The 18,129-nt window shown below is 60.1% G+C and carries 11 protein-coding genes and 2 rRNA genes; 11 read left to right on the plus strand and 2 right to left on the minus strand.

All coding sequences use genetic code 11. The features are described 5' to 3' along the window. The 9 genes from D109_RS0120265 to D109_RS0120305 form a co-directional block, all read left to right on the plus strand. Window positions 1-317, plus strand: a 23S ribosomal RNA gene (locus D109_RS0120265); the annotation flags it as partial. Window positions 318-486: 169 nt separating this feature from the next. Continuing rightward, window positions 487-602: ribosomal RNA gene (gene rrf, locus D109_RS0120270) — 5S ribosomal RNA — on the plus strand. Between the two features lie 159 nt (window positions 603-761). Beyond that, window positions 762-4,211 (plus strand): exodeoxyribonuclease V subunit gamma, encoded by a 3,450-nt coding sequence (gene recC / locus D109_RS0120275; protein WP_017478479.1) that lies wholly within the window; start codon window positions 762-764, stop codon window positions 4,209-4,211. Further along, a complete protein-coding gene (gene recB / locus D109_RS0120280) occupies window positions 4,208-7,885 on the plus strand; it encodes an exodeoxyribonuclease V subunit beta (protein WP_017478480.1) in 3,678 nt (1,225 codons plus the stop codon). The genes recC and recB overlap by 4 nt, the downstream gene beginning before the upstream one ends. Continuing rightward, complete coding sequence (gene recD / locus D109_RS0120285; RefSeq protein WP_017478481.1) at window positions 7,882-9,933, plus strand: exodeoxyribonuclease V subunit alpha; 2,052 nt, start codon at window positions 7,882-7,884, stop codon at window positions 9,931-9,933. The genes recB and recD overlap by 4 nt, the downstream gene beginning before the upstream one ends. Window positions 9,934-10,093: 160 nt before the next feature. Continuing rightward, window positions 10,094-10,663 carry a YfiR family protein gene (locus tag D109_RS0120290; protein ID WP_026078104.1) on the plus strand — a complete coding sequence of 190 codons (570 nt, stop codon included), beginning with the start codon at window positions 10,094-10,096 and terminating at the stop codon, window positions 10,661-10,663. Next, window positions 10,660-11,928, plus strand: a complete 1,269-nt coding sequence (locus D109_RS0120295) for a diguanylate cyclase domain-containing protein (protein ID WP_026078105.1) — start codon at window positions 10,660-10,662, stop codon at window positions 11,926-11,928. Before D109_RS0120290 ends, D109_RS0120295 begins: the two co-directional genes overlap by 4 nt. Window positions 11,929-11,932: 4 nt before the next feature. Continuing rightward, window positions 11,933-12,424, plus strand: a complete 492-nt coding sequence (locus D109_RS0120300; protein WP_017478484.1) for an OmpA family protein — start codon at window positions 11,933-11,935, stop codon at window positions 12,422-12,424. Window positions 12,425-12,747: 323 nt separating this feature from the next. Beyond that, on the plus strand, window positions 12,748-13,662 hold the full coding sequence (locus tag D109_RS0120305) for a hypothetical protein (protein ID WP_256219546.1): 915 nt from the start codon (window positions 12,748-12,750) through the stop codon (window positions 13,660-13,662). Between the two features lie 49 nt (window positions 13,663-13,711). Here D109_RS0120305 and D109_RS0120310 read toward each other — a convergent pair whose 3' ends face one another. Beyond that, entirely contained in the window at window positions 13,712-14,518 is an 807-nt protein-coding gene (locus D109_RS0120310) for a hypothetical protein (RefSeq protein WP_017478486.1), read from the minus strand. Window positions 14,519-14,596: 78 nt separating this feature from the next. Then, entirely contained in the window at window positions 14,597-15,544 is a 948-nt protein-coding gene (locus D109_RS0120315; RefSeq protein ID WP_017478487.1) for a LysR family transcriptional regulator, read from the minus strand. Between the two features lie 131 nt (window positions 15,545-15,675). On the opposite strand from D109_RS0120315, the gene D109_RS0120320 reads away from it, so the two are divergent. Continuing rightward, entirely contained in the window at window positions 15,676-17,193 is a 1,518-nt protein-coding gene (locus D109_RS0120320; RefSeq protein WP_017478488.1) for a CoA-acylating methylmalonate-semialdehyde dehydrogenase, read from the plus strand. Window positions 17,194-17,207: 14 nt separating this feature from the next. Beyond that, complete coding sequence (gene mmsB, locus D109_RS0120325) at window positions 17,208-18,095, plus strand: 3-hydroxyisobutyrate dehydrogenase (RefSeq protein WP_017478489.1); 888 nt, start codon at window positions 17,208-17,210, stop codon at window positions 18,093-18,095. The last annotated feature ends 34 nt before the right edge of the window (window positions 18,096-18,129 follow it).

Here is an 18,129-nt window from a genome sequence, read left to right on the forward strand (position 1 = left end):
GAACGTCGTGAGACAGTTCGGTCCCTATCTGCCGTGGACGTTTGAGATTTGAGAGGGGCTGCTCCTAGTACGAGAGGACCGGAGTGGACGAACCTCTGGTGTTCCGGTTGTCACGCCAGTGGCATTGCCGGGTAGCTATGTTCGGAATAGATAACCGCTGAAAGCATCTAAGCGGGAAACTAGCCTCAAGATGAGATCTCACTGGAACCTTGAGTTCCCTGAAGGGCCGTCGAAGACTACGACGTTGATAGGTTGGGTGTGTAAGCGCTGTGAGGCGTTGAGCTAACCAATACTAATTGCCCGTGAGGCTTGACCATATAACACCCAAGCAATTTGTATGCTTCGAGCTGAAAAGCGAAAGAGCACCAGATTGCGGTGTGTGAAGACGAAACGAACCGAAAGTTCGAATCTCACAAACACCGAAAGCTATCACATACCCAATTTGCTGAAGCGAGGCCATCTGGTCACGACTCAGTACCCGAATTTCTTGACGACCATAGAGCATTGGAACCACCTGATCCCATCCCGAACTCAGCAGTGAAACGATGCATCGCCGATGGTAGTGTGGGGTTTCCCCATGTGAGAGTAGGTCATCGTCAAGATTAAATTCCGAAACCCCTGATTGCTAACGCAATCAGGGGTTTTGTTTTGGGCGGTCGGAAAGTATCGCGAGCGTCCCCAAGTGTTCCTCACTTGCAGCCTGCGGTTGCCTTCAATGCTAAAGTCCATCCCTCGATTTTGCTTTTCTCAAGGAAGCCGTTATGCCGGATGCGACGTCCCTCAGTGCTGGATTCATGGTGGTTCACGGCAACCGCCTGGATGAGCTGCGCAGCCTGGTTGTCAGTTGGATGCGTCGTTACCCGCTGGCTCCCCTCGAAAACGAAATCGCTCTGGTACAAAGCAACGGCATTGCCCAATGGCTCAAACTGGCGCTGGCAGAAGACCCTGAAGATGACGACATGGGCGGTTGCGGCATCGCTGCGGCTATCGACGTACAACTTCCCGGCAGCTTCATGTGGCAGCTCTATCGCATGGTCCTGGGCAAAGATGAAATCCCGGCCAAGTCCCTGCTGGATAAAGCCCCACTGACCTGGCGCCTCATGCGCCTGCTTCCCGAGCTGATCAACCAGCCCCACTTCGAACCCCTGCAACGCTTCCTGACCCACGACACGGATCTGCGCAAACGCTACCAACTGGCAGAACGCCTGGCTGACCTGTTCGACCAATACCAGGTCTACCGTGCCGACTGGCTGGAAGACTGGGCTGCCGGTCGTCATCAACTACGCAATGGTCGAGGTGAATCCAAACCCCTGAGCCCAGCCAACTGCTGGCAAGCTGAACTATGGCGTGCCCTGCTGCTGGATGTCGGAGAGGAGGGCATGGCCCAGAGTCGCGCCGGCGTTCACCAGCGCTTTATCGAGCGCATCAACACCCTCGAACAAGCGCCCGCCGGCCTACCTTCGCGCGTGATCGTTTTCGGTATTTCCTCCTTGCCGGCGCAAGCCCTGGAAGCGCTGGCCGGCCTCGCCCGTTTCAGCCAAGTGCTGCTGTGCGTGCACAACCCTTGTCGCCACCACTGGTCCGACATCGTTGCCGACAAAGACCTGCTCCGAAACGAATACAAACGCCAGGCCCGCAAAGCCGGAATGCCGGTCACCATCGACCCGCAAACCCTGCACCAGCACGCCCATCCGCTGCTCGCTGCCTGGGGCAAGCAAGGTCGCGACTACATCAACCTGTTGGACAGCTACGACGACCCCAACAGTTACCGCTCGGCATTCCGCGACGGCCGTATCGATCTGTTCAGCGAAAGCGAGCCCACCACCTTGCTCAACCAACTCCAGGACGACATCCTCGAACTGCGCCCGCTCAACGAAACCCGCGAACTCTGGCCAAGCGTCGACCTGAAGCGCGACACTTCCATCCGCTTCCACATCGCCCACAGCGCCCAACGGGAAGTAGAAATCCTCCACGACCAGCTACTCCAACGCTTCAGCGCCGACCCCACGCTGCGCCCACGGGACATCATCGTCATGGTCCCCGACGTCGACAGCTACGCGCCGCATATTCGTGCCGTATTCGGCCAGCTTGAAAGAAACGACCTACGCTTTATTCCGTTCACGCTTACAGACCAAGGCCAGCGCGGCCGCGATCCATTGCTGATCGCCGTCGAACACTTGCTCAAGCTCCCCGACAGCCGCTTCCCGGTCAGCGAAATCCTCGACCTGCTCGACGTCCCGGCCCTGCGCGAACGCTTCGGCATCAAGGAGCGCGACCTGCCGACCCTGCACCGCTGGATCGAAGGCGCAGGTATCCGCTGGGGCCTCAACGCCGAACAACGTGCGGGTCTCGGCTTGCCCCAGGAGCTGGAGCAAAACAGCTGGCGTTTCGGCCTGCGCCGCATGCTCCTGGGCTACGCCGTCGGTACGGGATCTGCCTGCGACGGCATCGAGCCTTACGATGAAATCGGCGGCCTCGACGCTGCCTTGATCGGTCCGCTGGTCGCGCTGCTCGACGCACTGCACGACGCCCACCAGGCACTGTCACAACCCGCCGCGCCGACAGAATGGGGCGAGCGCCTGCAAAATCTGATGCAGCTGTTTTTCCTCCCGAGCAACGAGCACGACGACTACCTCCTGGGCCAACTCGAGCAACTGAGAGAAACCTGGCTGGAGACCTGCGAGTCCGTAGGCTTGCACGACGAGTTACCCCTGACCGTAGTCCGTGAGGCCTGGCTGGCAGGCCTCGATCAAGGCCGACTGTCGCAACGCTTCCTCGCAGGTGCTGTCAATTTTTGCACCCTGATGCCCATGCGTGCGATCCCGTTCAAGCTGGTGTGCCTGCTGGGCATGAACGACGGCGACTACCCGCGCGCGCAACCGCCGCTGGACTTCGACCTGATGGGCAGCGACTACCGCCCAGGTGATCGATCACGGCGCGAAGACGACCGCTACCTGCTGCTCGAAGCCCTGCTCTCGGCCCGCGACCAGCTCTACATCAGTTGGGTCGGCCGCAGCATCCGCGACAACAGTGATCGTCCGGCATCCGTCCTGATCGGCCAGTTGCGCGACCACATCGCCAGCGGTTGGCACACCACCGATGGCGAACCCCTCCTGAAAGCCACCACCCAGGAACACCCGCTCCAGCCCTTCAGCGCCCGCTACTTCCACGAAGGTGACGAGCTGTTCAGCTACGCCCGCGAATGGCAGTTGCTCCACGCAACCCCGGACAGCCTGCCCGATACCGGCAGCCTCGCACCCTACATCCAGGAAGAACCGCTGAGCCTCGGCCAACTGCAGGACTTCTTGCGCAACCCGGTCAAACACTTCTTCAGCCAGCGCCTGAAAGTGTTTTTCGAAGCCGCCGAAGTTCCGCTGGAAGATGAAGAACCCTTCGTCCTCGACGCACTGCAGCGCTACAGCTTGAGCGACAGCTTGCTCACGGCGGCACTCACTCGCCCCGACAACCTCGACGAAGCCCTCAACGCCCAGGCCCTGCGCCTGCAAGGCAGTGGCTTGTTGCCGATGGTTGGTTTCGGCGAATGCCTGCGTAAAGAACTGATAGAACCTTTGCCTGATCTGCTGCAACGTTATCAGCAACTCCTGGCTCTCTGGCCAACTCCGCACACCAGTGCTGAACCGATCAGTTTTGAGCATCAAGGCATCCAACTGGAGGGTTGGATCAGCGGCCTGCACCAACGCAGCGACGGCAGCTTTCTAAGCGTCACCGCCATCCCCAACAGCATCGGCTCGATCAAGACCCGCAAGTGGCATCGCCTGATTCGCCCGTGGGTGAACCACTTGGTGGCTTGCGCCTGCGGCCTCCCGCTAAGTACCGGCCTGGTCGCCAGCGACGACACGCTGCTGCTGGCCCCGCTGGAGCAAGCCACCGCCCAAGAGCTCCTTGGCAACCTGCTGCTTGCCTGGAAAACCGGCATGAGCGAACCACTGCCGATCGCCGTTAAAACAGCGTTCGCCTGGCTCGGCCAAACCGACCCGGCCAAAGCGCAAGCCGCCGCCAGCAAAGCCTACGAAGGCGACGGCCAAACCACCGACGGCGAGCGCCGTGAAAGTCCCGCGCTCACCCGCCAGTTCCCGGACTATGCCGCCTTGAAGGCCAGCGAAGAGTTCGAAGGCTGGTGCGAAACCCTGTATCGACCGTTGATCAATGCCCCCTGGCGATCACTCACCAGCGCGGAGGCCAGCGCATGAGCGGCACGAAACCCCTGGCCCTGGCGTTCCCGCTTAAAGGCAGCCAACTGATCGAAGCCAGTGCCGGCACGGGCAAGACGTTCACCATCTCGGCGCTCTACCTGCGTCTGGTACTCGGCCACGGTGGTGACGAATCGGGCTTCGGCCGCGAGTTACTGCCCCCGCAAATTCTCGTCGTGACCTTCACCGACGCCGCCACCAAAGAGCTGCGCGAACGTATCCGTATCCGCCTGGCGGAAGCCGCGCGTTTTTTCCGTGAAGAAATCGAAGAACCCGATGCACTGATCGCCGAACTGCGCGACCAATACAGCCCCGAACAATGGCCCGGCTGCGCCAATCGCCTGGACATCGCTGCCCAATGGATGGACGAAGCCGCCGTCTCGACCATCCACAGTTGGTGCCAGCGCATGCTGCGCGAACACGCCTTCGATAGCGGCAGCCTGTTCACCCAGACTCTGGAAACCGACCACAGCGACCTGCTCGGTGAAGTGCTACGCGACTACTGGCGACTGTTCTGCTACCCGATGCACGACGATGCATTGAACTGGGTGCGCAACAACTGGGGCGGCCCGGCAGCGCTGATGCCACGGGTACGCGCGTTGTTCAACAGCGAGCGGCCCACGGATGAAACTCGCGCCCCCGCCGAGCTGATCAACGAATGCCTACAAGAACGCCGCCAAGCCCTCGTCGCACTCAAGGCGCCCTGGCAACAATGGGCAGAAGAGTTGCGCAACATTTGCCTGCAGGCCGTTGCCGCCAAAGCCGTCGATGGCCGCAAGATGCAAGCGCGTTACTTTGAGCCCTGGTTTGAAAAAATCAGCGCCTGGGCGGCTGATGAATCTCTCGAGCAACTGGATATCGGCACCGGCTTTACCCGCCTGACGCCCGACGGCATGGCCGAAGCCTGGAAAGGCGAGCCACCAAGCCATCCGGGTATCGACGCCATGACCAGCCTCAAGGTCAGCCTCGACGCCCTGCCAACGCCGGATGCCGCCGTGCTGCAACACGCCGCCGGCTGGGTAGGAAAACGCTTCGAAGAAGAAAAACGTCGTCGCGCCGAAATGGGCTTCGACGACATGCTGATCCGCCTCAACGCCGCCCTGCAGGCCGACGGCGGCGAGCGCCTGGCCAGTGTGATCCGCGAGCAATTCCCGGTCGCCCTGATCGATGAATTCCAGGACACCGACCCGGTGCAATACAGCATCTTCGACAGCATCTACCGCATCGAAGAAAACCACCTCGACAGCGGCCTGTTCCTGATCGGCGACCCGAAGCAGGCGATCTACGCCTTCCGTGGCGCCGATATCTATACCTACCTGCGCGCGCGCCAATCCACTACCGGCCGCCATCACACCCTGGGCACCAACTTCCGTTCCAGCCATGCCATGGTCGAGGCGGTAAACCATGTGTTCCAGCGCGCCGAAAAAGGCCGTGGTGCATTCCTGTTCCGCGAACCCGACGGTACGAATCCGGTGCCGTTCCAGTCGGTATTGTCCCAAGGCCGCAAGGAACAACTGCAGGTCAACGGTCAGACGTTGCCCGCGCTGAACCTCTGGCACTTGCCCACCGACCAGCCGATCTCCAGCGTGCTCTACCGCCAACAGCTGGCCGCGACGTGCGCCAGCCAAATCGTTGCATTACTCAACGGCGGCCAGCAGGGTACTGCGGGATTCCTGAGCAAAGACGGTAGCTTCAAGGGCGTGCTGCCGTCAGACATCGCCATCCTGGTACGCGATGGCAAGGAAGCCCAAGCCGTGCGCAGTGAGTTGGCGGCCCGTGGCGTACGCAGCGTTTACCTGTCTGATAAAGATTCGGTGTTCGCCGCCCAGGAAGCTCACGACCTGCTGGCCTGGCTCAAAGCCTGCGCCGAGCCGGACGTCGAGCGCCCGCTGCGCGCTGCCTTGGCCTGCGTCACCTTGAACCTGTCATTGCCGGAACTGGAGCGTCTGAACCAGGACGAACTCGCGTGGGAAAAACGCGTGATGCAGTTCCGCGACTACCGCACGATCTGGCGCACCCAAGGCGTGCTGCCGATGCTGCGTCGCCTGTTGCACGACTTCCAATTACCGCAAACCCTGATCACCCGCAGCGATGGCGAACGGGTACTGACCAACCTGCTGCACCTCTCGGAATTGTTGCAACAGGCGGCCGCAGAGCTGGACGGCGAGCAGGCATTGATTCGCCATCTGGCCGAACATCTCGCGCTCTCCGGCCAGGCCGGTGAAGAGCAGATCCTGCGCCTGGAAAGCGATGAGCAACTGGTCAAAGTGGTGACGATCCACAAGTCCAAGGGGTTGGAATACGACCTGGTCTTCCTGCCGTTCATCTGCTCGGCAAAACCGGTGGATGGCAGCCGCTTGCCGTTGCATTACCACGACGCAAACGGCAAATCCCAGGTCAGCCTCAGGCCTACCGCCGAGTTGATTGCCCAGGCCGACGATGAACGTCTGGCCGAAGACTTGCGCCTGTTTTACGTGGCGCTGACCCGTGCCAAACACGCTTGCTGGTTGGGGATCGCAGACCTGAAGCGCGGCAATAACAACAGCTCGGTGTTGCACCTGTCGGCCTTGGGCTACTTGCTCGGCGGCGGTGCTTCACTGGGCGAGTCCGCCGGCCTGGCCCGCTGGCTGCTCGACCTGCAGGAAGGTTGCCCGGCGCTGCATTACGCAGAAATGCCCGAAGCCGATGCGGTCATATTCCACCCGCCGCGCAACGAAGCCACTTTGCTCGCGCCGCTGTTGCCCAAACGCAAGGCCGCGGAAAACTGGTGGATCGCCTCCTACAGTGCCCTGCGCATCGGCGAAAGCATGAGCGCCGACAGCCTCGAGGCGCCGGAAAGCCCACAAGCGCAGAAGCTGTTCGACGACGAACGCCTTGACCCGGATGCCCCGCGAGAAGTGCCGGCTTCCGGCGGCGATATTCACCGTTTCCCACGCGGGCCAAACCCCGGCACCTTCCTCCATGGGCTGCTGGAGTGGGCGGGCGGCGAAGGCTTCAACGTTGCTCCGGAGGCCATCGAAGATGCGGTCGCCCGGCGTTGCAACCGACGCGGTTGGGAAGGCTGGATCGGCACCCTCGGCGGCTGGCTCGGGCACCTGTTGCAAGCCCGGCTGCCGCTGGGCAACGGGCAGATGGCCCTCAATGAGTTGCAGCACTACCAGATCGAAATGGAATTCTGGTTTGCCAGTCACAAGGTCGATGTCCTCGCGCTCGACAAACTGGTGTGCAAGCACACTCACAATGGCGTATCCCGCGTGGCCGCCGAACCGGTGCTGCTCAACGGCATGTTCAAGGGCTTTATCGACCTGACCTTCGAACACGAAGGCCGTTACTACGTAGCTGACTACAAATCCAACTGGCTCGGTCCGGATGATTCGGCCTACACACAACAGGCCATGGAACTGTCGATCCTCGATCATCGTTATGACCTGCAATACGTGCTCTACCTGCTGGCTCTGCATCGCCAGCTCAAGGCTCGCCTGCCGGATTACGACTACGACCGCCACGTCGGTGGCGCGTTGTACCTGTTCCTGCGGGGCACCCATTCCGCGAGCCAGGGTGCGTATTTCACCCGTCCGCCCCGGGAGTTGATCGAAAGCCTGGACCTGCTGTTCCAAGGCAAACCGCTACCACCCAAGGCCGAGCCCGCCTGGGAACAAGGAGAGCTGCTATGAGCCTGTCGCCGTTACCGCTCGAGGCGCTGACGCCCCTCAGCCGCGCCGCCGACCTGGTGCAATTGCTCGATCTTTGGGTGCAGCGCGGCTGGTTGCGCGCGTTGGATAAAGCCTTCGTCGGCTTTCTCCATGAGCTTGATCCCCAGGCTGATCCTCTGGTGTTGCTGGCCGCAGCCCTGACCAGTCACCAACTGGGCCATGGTCACGTGTGCCTGGACCTGTTCGAAACCCTCAAGGCGCCGGACTTTGCTCTGTCGCTGCCGCCCGAAGGCGATGCGCAAACCGGCGTCATGCTGTTGCCATCGCAATTGCTCGACGGCCTGGACGGCGCCCATTGGTGCCATGCCCTGGCCGCCAGCCGCCTGGTGGCACTGGCCGTCGATGGCAGCGAGGACGCGCAAAGCCGGCCACTGGTGCTGTCGGGCAAACGCCTGTATTTGCGCCGCTACTGGACTTACGAGCGGCGCATCGACAGCGCTTTGCGCCTGCGACTTGCCACCCGCGAAAGCGTTGCCGACGATCTGCCCGAGCGTTTGAATCGCCTGTTCGACCAGGCCCCTCCGGACGGCGTCGTCGACTGGCAAAAACTCGCCTGCGCCTTGGCCACCCGCGGTGCATTCAGCATCGTCACCGGCGGCCCTGGCACCGGCAAGACCACCACGGTGGTGCGCTTGCTTGCGCTGTTGCAGGCACCTGCAGTGGAAGCGGGCAGCGCTTTGCGCATCCGCCTGGCGGCACCCACCGGCAAGGCGGCCGCGCGCTTGACCGAATCCATCAGCCAGCAAGTGTTATCGCTGAAAGTGCCGGATGTGGTGAAGGAAAAAATTCCGACCCAGGTCACCACCGTTCACCGGTTGCTGGGCAGCCGGCCCGGAACCCGACACTTCCGGCATCACATCGGCAATCCGTTGCCCCTGGATGTGCTGGTGGTAGACGAAGCCTCGATGATTGACCTGGAAATGATGGCCAACCTGCTGGACGCCTTGCCGACTCACGCGCGCCTGGTGCTGCTGGGCGACAAGGACCAGTTGGCCTCGGTTGAAGCCGGTGCGGTGCTGGGTGATTTGTGCCGCGATGCCGAAGCGGGTTTCTACAGCCGGCACACCCGCCAGTGGCTGCAACAGGTCAGCGGCGAAGACCTCGGCGCCAGCGGCTTGCAGGAAGACCTCGACGGTAGCCACCCCTTGGCGCAACAAGTGGTAATGCTGCGTTACTCGCGGCGTTTCGGCGAAGGCAGTGGTATCGGCCAATTGGCCCGTTGGGTCAACCAGCAAAACCCTGAACAGGCCCGCAAACTGCTGGCCGCCCGCAGCCATGCCGATCTGTTTTGCGTCAGCCTCAAGGGCGAGCACGACCATGCTCTGGAGCGCCTGGTGCTGGACGGCCATGGTGACGGTGCCCTCGGTTATCGCTATTACCTGAAGCTGCTACAGACCGCGCGTCCGTCCCTCGACACGCCACGGGATGACGAAGCCTGGACGCTCTGGGCGCAAAAGCTGCTGAAAGCCTTCGACGCATTCCAGCTGCTCTGCGCCGTACGCAAGGGCCCGTGGGGTGTCGAGGGTTTGAACCTGCGCATCACCGCCGCGCTGCTCAAGGCCCGGCTGATCGACAGCGATCAGCAGTGGTACGAAGGCCGCCCGGTGTTGATGACCCGCAACGATTACGGCCTTGGCCTGATGAACGGCGACATCGGCATCGCCCTGAAACTGCCCGAGAGCGACGGTGGGCCACAGGTGCTGCGCGTGGCGTTCCCGCGTAACGATGGGCAGGGCGGCGTGCGCTTTGTGCTGCCCAGCCGGCTCAACGATGTGGAAACTGTCTATGCGATGACGGTGCACAAATCCCAAGGCTCCGAATTCACCCACACCGCACTGATTCTGCCGGATGCCCTGAACCCGGTGCTAACCAAAGAGTTGATTTATACCGGCATCACCCGGGCCAAGGACTGGTTCAGCCTGATCGAACCCCGAGGGGGCGTATTTGAAGAGGCGGTGAGTCGCAAGGTGAAGCGCTTGAGTGGGCTGATGCTGGAACTGGGCACTTGATCAATAAAGAAGTTGACCGATGTGTCATCTAAATTTCTGATCCAAATGTGTGATTTTTCTTAATAAAATGTCGGAATCCTCCTGGGTGTCGCCTCGGGGGTTTTTCGCCGTTGTGCTATCGTTGCGGCATCATCCCGAGAAGATCAAAGAGAATCGCTGCATGAACGTGGCTGTTTCGCCCACAGAGCGAAGTTTGAGCTGGAGACGAATGCTGCTGTTGGCGCTTCTGTGGATCTTCACGCCTCTTGCTTTTGCCCAGCCCCCCGCCGGCATGGCTGATCAGCGAGCCAAGTCGGTCACGCAGGTGGTCCTCGGAATCCTCAGTTACGCCCGTTGGCCGGTAGAGCCCGCGCAATTGCGCCTGTGCATCGTCGGGCCGACCCAATACACTGATGACCTGGTCAAAGGCACCACCCAGGCTACCGGCCGTCCGGTAGTGGTCCGGCGTTTGCTGGCTGACCATCCGGACATCGCCAATGCCTGCGATGCCGTTTACATCGGCCAATTGACCAGCGACGAGCGCAGCCGCCTGTTCGCATCACTGATCGGCCATCCGGTGCTCAGCATCAGCGAAGGCGGCGACCAATGCACCGTGGGCAGCCTGTTCTGCCTACGGGTGGCCGACGAGCAGGTGTCGTTCGAGGTCAACCTTGACTCCGTTGCCCGCAGCGGTGTGCGCATTCATCCGAGCGTACTGCAGCTGTCCCGACGTCGAGCGCCGGGGTCATGAGTATTGATAAAGGGCCAGTGCGGCCTACCTTGCGTTCGGTGATCGGGCGTGGACACCTGAGCCTGGCGCTGCTGGCAGTCGGCATGGCCAGTATCTCCCTGACCCTGCTCGGCGTGCTCGCGCTGCGGGTGTATGCCGACCACAACCTGCACCTGATCGCCCGCTCCATTAACTACACCGTGGAAGCGGCGGTGGTGTTCAACGACAGCGCGGCGGCCACTGAAGCATTGGCCGTGATTGCCTCGGAGGAAGAGGTGGCCGAGGCGGAAGTCTTCAACGTCGACGGCAAGCAACTCGCACATTGGGAGCGCCCGGAAACCGGGATGCTGTCGATGATTGAGCTGCAGCTGGCGCATGCCTTGCTCGAGCAGCCCATCACCCAGCCGATCCTGCACCAGGGCCAGGTCATCGGCAGTGTGCACCTGACTGGCCACGGCGGCAGCCTGTTGCGCTTCCTGCTCAGCGGCCTCGCCGGGATTCTGGTGTGCACCGCCCTCAGCGCCTGGGTTGCACTGTATCTGGCGCGGCGCCTGTTACGCGGCATCACCGGGCCGTTGCACAGCCTGGCCTCGGTGGCCCACGCCGCCCGCAGCGAGCGAGCGTTTGACCGGCGCGTACCGCCGGCGAAAATCGCCGAACTCGACAGCCTGGGCAACGACTTCAATGCTTTGCTCGACGAACTGGAAGCCTGGCAGACCCACCTGCAAAGCGAAAACGAAACCCTCGCCCACCAGGCCAGCCACGACAGCCTGACCGGTCTGCCCAACCGTGCGTTTTTCGAAGGTCGGCTGATCCGCGCCTTGCGCAGCGCCGCCAAGCTCAACGAGAAAGTGGCGGTATTGTTTCTGGACAGCGACCGCTTCAAAGACATCAACGACAACTTCGGCCATGCCGCTGGCGATGCGGTATTGGTGGCAGTGGCCGCGCGCATTCGTGCGCAATTGCGCGAAGACGATTTGGTGGCACGCCTGGGCGGCGATGAATTCGCCATCTTGCTGTCGCCTCTGCACAGACTCGAGGACGCCCAGCGCATTGCCGAAAAAATCATCGCCAGCATGGACGCGCCCATTGCACTGCCCGGCGACGCCCACGTATTGACCTCACTCAGTATCGGCATCGCCGTCTACCCTGATCATGGTGCCACGCCCGGTAACCTGCTCAACGCCGCCGACGCGGCGATGTACCAGGCCAAACGGCTCTCCCAGGGTGGCCAGCAAACGGCGGAGTCCGAGTCCCCCGCCGCCAACGTACAACACAGGAGTTGATCCCTTGTTCTCGACCGCACGCTTTTTATTCATCACCTTGCTCGTGGCCTTGCTCGCCCTGAGTGGCTGCCAGACACCGCCGCCCAAAGGCCTGACACCGGCGCAAATCGCCGTGCTCAAACAGCAAGGCTTCGAACTGACTGACGAGGGCTGGGCCTTCGGCCTGTCGGGCAAGGTACTGTTTGGCAGCGACGTCGAAAGCCTGAATGCCCCCAGCACCGAGATCGTCCAGCGCATCGGCAAGGCGCTGTTGGGCGTAGGCATTGAACGCGTGCGGGTCGACGGCCACACCGACGCTTCGGGCAAGGAAACCTACAACCAGCAACTCTCCCTGCGTCGGGCAAAAAGCGTGGCCAACGTGCTGACCAGCATCGGCATGAAAGAAGAAAACGTACAGCTGCGCGGGCTGGGCAGCAGCGAACCGGTGGCGTCCAACACGACAGCGGCGGGGCGCACCGAGAATCGCCGGGTGTCGATTGTGGTGATTGCAGACTAAGCAGATAGCGAAGGGTTAATACGGTAATGTTACGGTTACACGAAAGTAACTGACAGGCGTTACGGTTAGCCCTTGTTAACCTGTAGGTCGTTCTTATTTATGTATAAGGTTTGTTGTTACATCAATGATACTTACCTGCAAAGTGATGCCGCTCTACAGTAGGTTCGTCAGTGTGTTTACAGGGTTGTAGCACGTTATTCAGGCCGTTCACCTCGTTATTTGGCGAGGCAGGGAAGTGATGTTCAGAGTGGTTTGAATAAAAGTCGATTGACATCGACACCCGATGCTCACTGATAAACCTTCAAATAAATATAGGTGACATCATGAACTTCGTAATTATTGAAAAAAACAATAACAATGTGCCGAGTGAACATCAACTTGAAGCTGCTCTAAAGGCCGTCGGCGGAACTCCAGTTGCATCCGAGGGGTCACCCGCCTCGCGAAAAGTAACGTTTACCGGTGAGGTCAACCATACGGATTTCGAAAACGAGTTGATCAATACTGTCCCTCGTAGTCGGCGTACCAGCTGGAGTTTTGTGTGGGGTGATGCCTTGCAGACCTCTCTGATCAGCCTGGGAGGCAAGCCCGTTGTAAGTCACACTGACTACGCACAGGCCCTGAACGCCATTTTGCAAGCGACAAGGAAGTCAGTGAAAATTCAGATTGCCCCGGGGGATTTGGAAACGCTTAAAAACGCTGAATACAAATTGTGCTTTGCAAAAAAAGTCGGTGACAATGCTTATAACGTTGTCTGGCAGGCTTATGGGAAATATGCATTTACCACTAGTTTTTCCTGGGTTCCGCAATATCAACTGTTTGGTACCAATAGCTTCGACGCCAGCGTTCAGGTCGATGTGTCAACCAATCTGGTGGATATCGGTTTGGGGGAAACGTCAGTCCTGAACAAGGTGGGCACTCTGGAGGAACCACGTACGGGTGGAAAATCCACTGCCATTACAATGATTAATAATTACGATACCATCCATCCGGGTGTTAACCAGGTTTCCACCGGCGTTGATGGAAAGCTGGTCAGTACTCCGATCTACGTTGCGACAGAGGAGGTTGTCAAAGGTACTGTTGAACTTGAGCCTGTTGAAAAAGTGCTTGTGTGGTTCGAGCAAAAGATCCAAACGAGTACTATGTTCAGTTCGTCGCGCTCTCAGTCGGTTGAGATTGACCTGACTAAAAATGACAATGCAGTACGCTTGTACTCCGACGGTAAGTGGTCAACTCCGTGATCTAAAAAAAGTAATGAAATAGGGCGATATTGATCGCCCTGTTTCGTTTTTATACCACTTGTTGTGCTGGCTGCAGATGCTCGTCAAAGTAGGCTTTCAACGCACAGCAAATAGTGTTCGCCAAGTCCTCCTGGATCGTTATTCCATAGTTGCTATCCCGGTCGAACTGCGCCGACCAGGAAATCAAGCCGATGGCGGTGTCCACAAGACGAACAGACGTTCTCAATCGCGACGGTTCCACCCGAACACTGCCTTCAAGGGTGTATTCCCTGACGACCTCTTCAATGGAGTCAATATAACGAGAAGCCGTGAAGGAGTGCGAAATGATAGGGTTGTCAAACGACTCGAATAACCGGTAACTCAACTCTTCACACAGGCCTTGAGTAAAGACAGCGCCAGCATGAGTAATACATTTGAACTGCCGTACCGACAAGCGGTGAAAACGTTCCGGTGCTTCTTCAGCCAACGGAATACTTGCAGAAGGTATGTAGCTGCCCAGCGGCACGGAGAAGCGCAACGTCGCCAGTGGTGCGACGCTGGAATAGTATTCCGTGAGTTTTTTTCGCAGTCGTCCAATCTGCACCCTTACGATAGGATCATCACACGTTGCGTATTGAGTCGGGTCGCGGTCGAATACCGATATTCCTACGTCATATTCGGTCAGCTTCTTCGTCGTTTCCTGCAACGCGTTTTCAACCAAAAACCTCAATAATGCGCACAGCCGATCAGACCTCGCGAACCGCTGGTCCTCCAGGACTAGCCCTAATGCGGCCCTCACATCCTCCTGAGTGACGTGAGCCTTGTATTGCAATAACGAGAACTCGATGCGTCCGGTCTTTTTGCTTGAGCTACTCATTAGTTTTCCCCTCCCTGAGCCTATGGATTATCAATAAAGCTCAGGAAACCCGAGGGGGGTGTCTTAAAATGCGCCTGCTTAGTCTGCGAACTCCATCTCCCGCGTTTCCCCCATCAACAAGGGCTGATTCTGCTCCGTCACCTCACGGATGTAATCCCACAACAGGGTGATCCGTTTCAGCTTCCTCAGATCCTCGCGGCAATACATCCAGAACTGCCGGGTAATGTTGATCTCCTTCGAAAGCACCGGCAGCAACCGCGGATCTTGCGCCGCCAAAAAGCACGGCAGGATCGCCAGCGAGCGTCCTTGCTGCGCCGCCACGTATTGCGCAATCACGCTGGTACTGCGCAAGCTCGCGCTGGCGCCGGGCACCACATTCGCCAGGTACAACAGCTCCGAGCTGAACGCCAAATCATCCACGTAGCTGATAAACGGGTGCTCGGCCAGATCCGCCGCTCGTTGGATGGGCGGGTGCTGGTCCAGGTATTCCTGGGTCGCGTACAGCTGTAGCTTGTAGTCGCACAGTTTGCAGCACACGTAGGGCCCATGCTCCGGCCGCTCGAGAGCGATGACGATATCCGCCTCGCGCTTGGACAGGCTGATGAAGTGGGGCAGGGGCAGGATGTCCACGGAGATCGCCGGGTAGGTGTCGACGAAGTGGCTCAGTTGCGGGGTGACGAAGAAGCTGCCGAATCCTTCGGTGCAGCCCATCCGCACGTGGCCGGACAGTGCCACGCCGGAGCCGGAAACCTGTTCGCAGGCCATGTGCAACGTGCTTTCGATGGACTCGGCGTAACCCAGCAGACGCTGGCCTTCGGTGGTCAATACGAAGCCGTTGGTCCGGGATTTTTCAAACAGCAGAGTGCCCAAGGATCCTTCAAGGGAGGTAATGCGCCGCGACACGGTGGTGTAGTCCACCGCCAGGCGCTTGGCGGCGACGCTGGCCTTGCGGGTGCGGGCGACTTCGAGGAAAAACTTCAGGTCATCCCAGTTCAGGGAGCCTAGTGACGTGATGTTTTTTTGCATATTGGACCGGCTTTTATGTGCGTTCTTATTAGAAGTTTGCACATCTATACTCCAAAAACAGTCCGAACGCCTCATCCTCAAGGCGATTCAACGCCTTGGTTCTCTGCATACCTACAAGAATTGGAGACCACATGAACGCATCTGCCGATATTTCCGTGCAACAGGTCAAGCTGCTGATCAACGGCGAGTGGGTCGAGTCCAAGACCACCGAATGGCAAGACATCGTCAACCCCGCCACCCAGCAAGTACTGGCCCGTGTGCCGTTTTCCACCCCAGCAGAAGTCAACGCTGCCATTGACGCCGCCCATCGCGCCTTCCAGACCTGGAAGCTGACGCCGATCGGTGCGCGCATGCGCATCATGCTCAAGTTGCAAGCCTTGATCCGCGAGCACTCCAAGCGCATCGCCATGGTCCTCAGCGCCGAGCAGGGCAAGACCATTGCCGACGCGGAAGGCGATATTTTCCGTGGCCTGGAAGTGGTCGAGCATGCATGCTCCATCGGTACCCTGCAGATGGGCGAATTCGCTGAAAACGTCGCCGGCGGTGTGGATACCTACACCTTGCGCCAGCCAATCGGCGTGTGCGCCGGCATCACCCCGTTCAACTTCCCGGCGATGATTCCGCTGTGGATGTTCCCGATGGCCATTGCCTGCGGTAACACCTTCGTACTGAAGCCTTCTGAGCAGGATCCGCTGTCGACCCTGCTGCTGGTTGAGCTGGCGCTCGAAGCCGGCGTGCCAGCCGGTGTGCTGAACGTGGTTCACGGTGGCAAGGATGTGGTGGACGCGCTGTGCACCCACAAGGATATCAAGGCGGTGTCCTTCGTCGGTTCGACCGCCGTGGGGACTCACGTCTACGACCTCGCCGGTAAACACGGCAAGCGCGTGCAATCGATGATGGGCGCCAAGAACCACGCCGTGGTGCTGCCGGACGCCAATCGCGAGCAAACCCTGAACGCCCTGGTCGGTGCCGGTTTCGGCGCGGCCGGTCAGCGTTGCATGGCAACTTCCGTGGTGGTGCTGGTGGGCGCGGCCAAGCAATGGCTGCCGGACCTCAAGGCCCTGGCGCAGAAACTCAAGGTGAATGCCGGCAGCGAAGCGGGCACCGATGTGGGCCCGGTGATCTCCAAGCGCGCCAAGGCACGCATCCTCGACCTGATCGAAAGCGGCGTGAAAGAAGGCGCCAAGTTGGAACTGGATGGCCGTGGCATCAAGGTTCCAGGTTTCGAGGACGGCAATTTTGTCGGCCCGACCCTGTTCTCCGGCGTGACTACCGACATGCAGATCTACACCCAGGAAATCTTCGGCCCGGTGCTGGTGGTGCTGGAAGTCGACACCCTCGACCAAGCCATCGCCCTGGTCAACGCCAACCCGTTCGGTAACGGCACCGGCCTGTTCACCCAGAGCGGCGCGGCGGCGCGTAAATTCCAGAGCGAAATCGACGTCGGCCAGGTCGGCATCAACATCCCGATCCCCGTGCCGGTGCCGTTCTTCAGCTTCACCGGCTCCCGTGGTTCGAAACTCGGTGATTTGGGCCCGTACGGCAAGCAAGTGGTGCAGTTCTATACCCAGACCAAAACCGTCACCAGCCGCTGGTTCGACGACGACAGCGTCAACGATGGCGTCAACACCACCATCAACCTGCGCTGATCGAGGAGACGACCATGAAGATTGCATTTATCGGCCTGGGCAACATGGGCGCGCCGATGGCGCGCAACCTGATCAAGGCTGGCCATGCGCTGAACCTGTTCGACCTGAACCAGGCCGTGCTCAAGGAACTGGCCGAGCTGGGCGGCACCATCAGCGCCTCACCGCGCGCGGCAGCAGAAGGCGTCGAGCTGGTGGTGACCATGCTCCCGGCTGCGGCCCATGTACGCAGTGTGTGGCTCGGTGAAGATGGCGTGCTGGCCGGCATCGGCAAAGGCGTGCCGGCAGTGGATTGCAGCACCATCGACCCGCAGACCGCCCGCGATGTAGCCGCGGCGGCAGCAAAACAAGGCGTGGTGATGGCCGATGCCCCGGTGTCCGGCGGCACCGGCGGCGCCCAGGCCGGGACGCTGACCTTCATGGTCGGCGCCACCCCGGAACTGTTCGCCACCCTGCAACCGGTATTGGCGCAAATGGGCCGTAACATCGTCCATTGCGGCGAAGTCGGCACCGGGCAAATTGCGAAGATCTGCAACAACCTGCTGTTGGGTATCACCATGGTCGGCGTCAGCGAAGCCATGGCCCTGGGCGATGCGTTGGGTATCGACACCCAAGTGCTGGCGGGAATCATCAACAGCTCCACCGGACGCTGCTGGAGTTCGGACACCTACAACCCATGGCCCGGGATTATCGAAACGGCGCCGTCGTCCCGGGGTTATACCGGTGGGTTTGGTGCGGAACTGATGCTCAAGGACCTTGGGCTGGCCACTGAAGCCGCCCGCCAGGCGCACCAGCCGGTGATCCTCGGCGCAGTGGCGCAGCAGTTGTATCAATCGATGAGCCAGCGTGGGGAAGGGGGCAAGGATTTCTCGGCGATCATCAACAGCTATCGCAAGCCCCAATAGGGGATTTTCCGGGAACCTGCCTCAAGCGGGTTCC

It is taken from the genome of Pseudomonas sp. PAMC 26793 (genome assembly GCF_000313235.1).
In the GTDB taxonomy this organism is placed as follows: Bacteria; Pseudomonadota; Gammaproteobacteria; order Pseudomonadales; family Pseudomonadaceae; genus Aquipseudomonas; species Aquipseudomonas yamanorum.

Coding starts and splice junctions, on each gene's coding strand:
- recC (WP_017478479.1), top strand. CDS start 762: ATGCCGGATGCGACGTCCCTCAGTGCTGGATTCATGGTGGTTCACGGC.
- recD (WP_017478481.1), top strand. CDS start 7,882: ATGAGCCTGTCGCCGTTACCGCTCGAGGCGCTGACGCCCCTCAGCCGC.
- D109_RS0120310 (WP_017478486.1), bottom strand. CDS start 14,518: ATGAGTAGCTCAAGCAAAAAGACCGGACGCATCGAGTTCTCGTTATTG.
- mmsB (WP_017478489.1), top strand. CDS start 17,208: ATGAAGATTGCATTTATCGGCCTGGGCAACATGGGCGCGCCGATGGCG.
- D109_RS0120295 (WP_026078105.1), top strand. CDS start 10,660: ATGAGTATTGATAAAGGGCCAGTGCGGCCTACCTTGCGTTCGGTGATC.
- D109_RS0120320 (WP_017478488.1), top strand. CDS start 15,676: ATGAACGCATCTGCCGATATTTCCGTGCAACAGGTCAAGCTGCTGATC.
- D109_RS0120315 (WP_017478487.1), bottom strand. CDS start 15,544: ATGCAAAAAAACATCACGTCACTAGGCTCCCTGAACTGGGATGACCTG.
- D109_RS0120290 (WP_026078104.1), top strand. CDS start 10,094: ATGAACGTGGCTGTTTCGCCCACAGAGCGAAGTTTGAGCTGGAGACGA.
- D109_RS0120305 (WP_256219546.1), top strand. CDS start 12,748: ATGAACTTCGTAATTATTGAAAAAAACAATAACAATGTGCCGAGTGAA.
- recB (WP_017478480.1), top strand. CDS start 4,208: ATGAGCGGCACGAAACCCCTGGCCCTGGCGTTCCCGCTTAAAGGCAGC.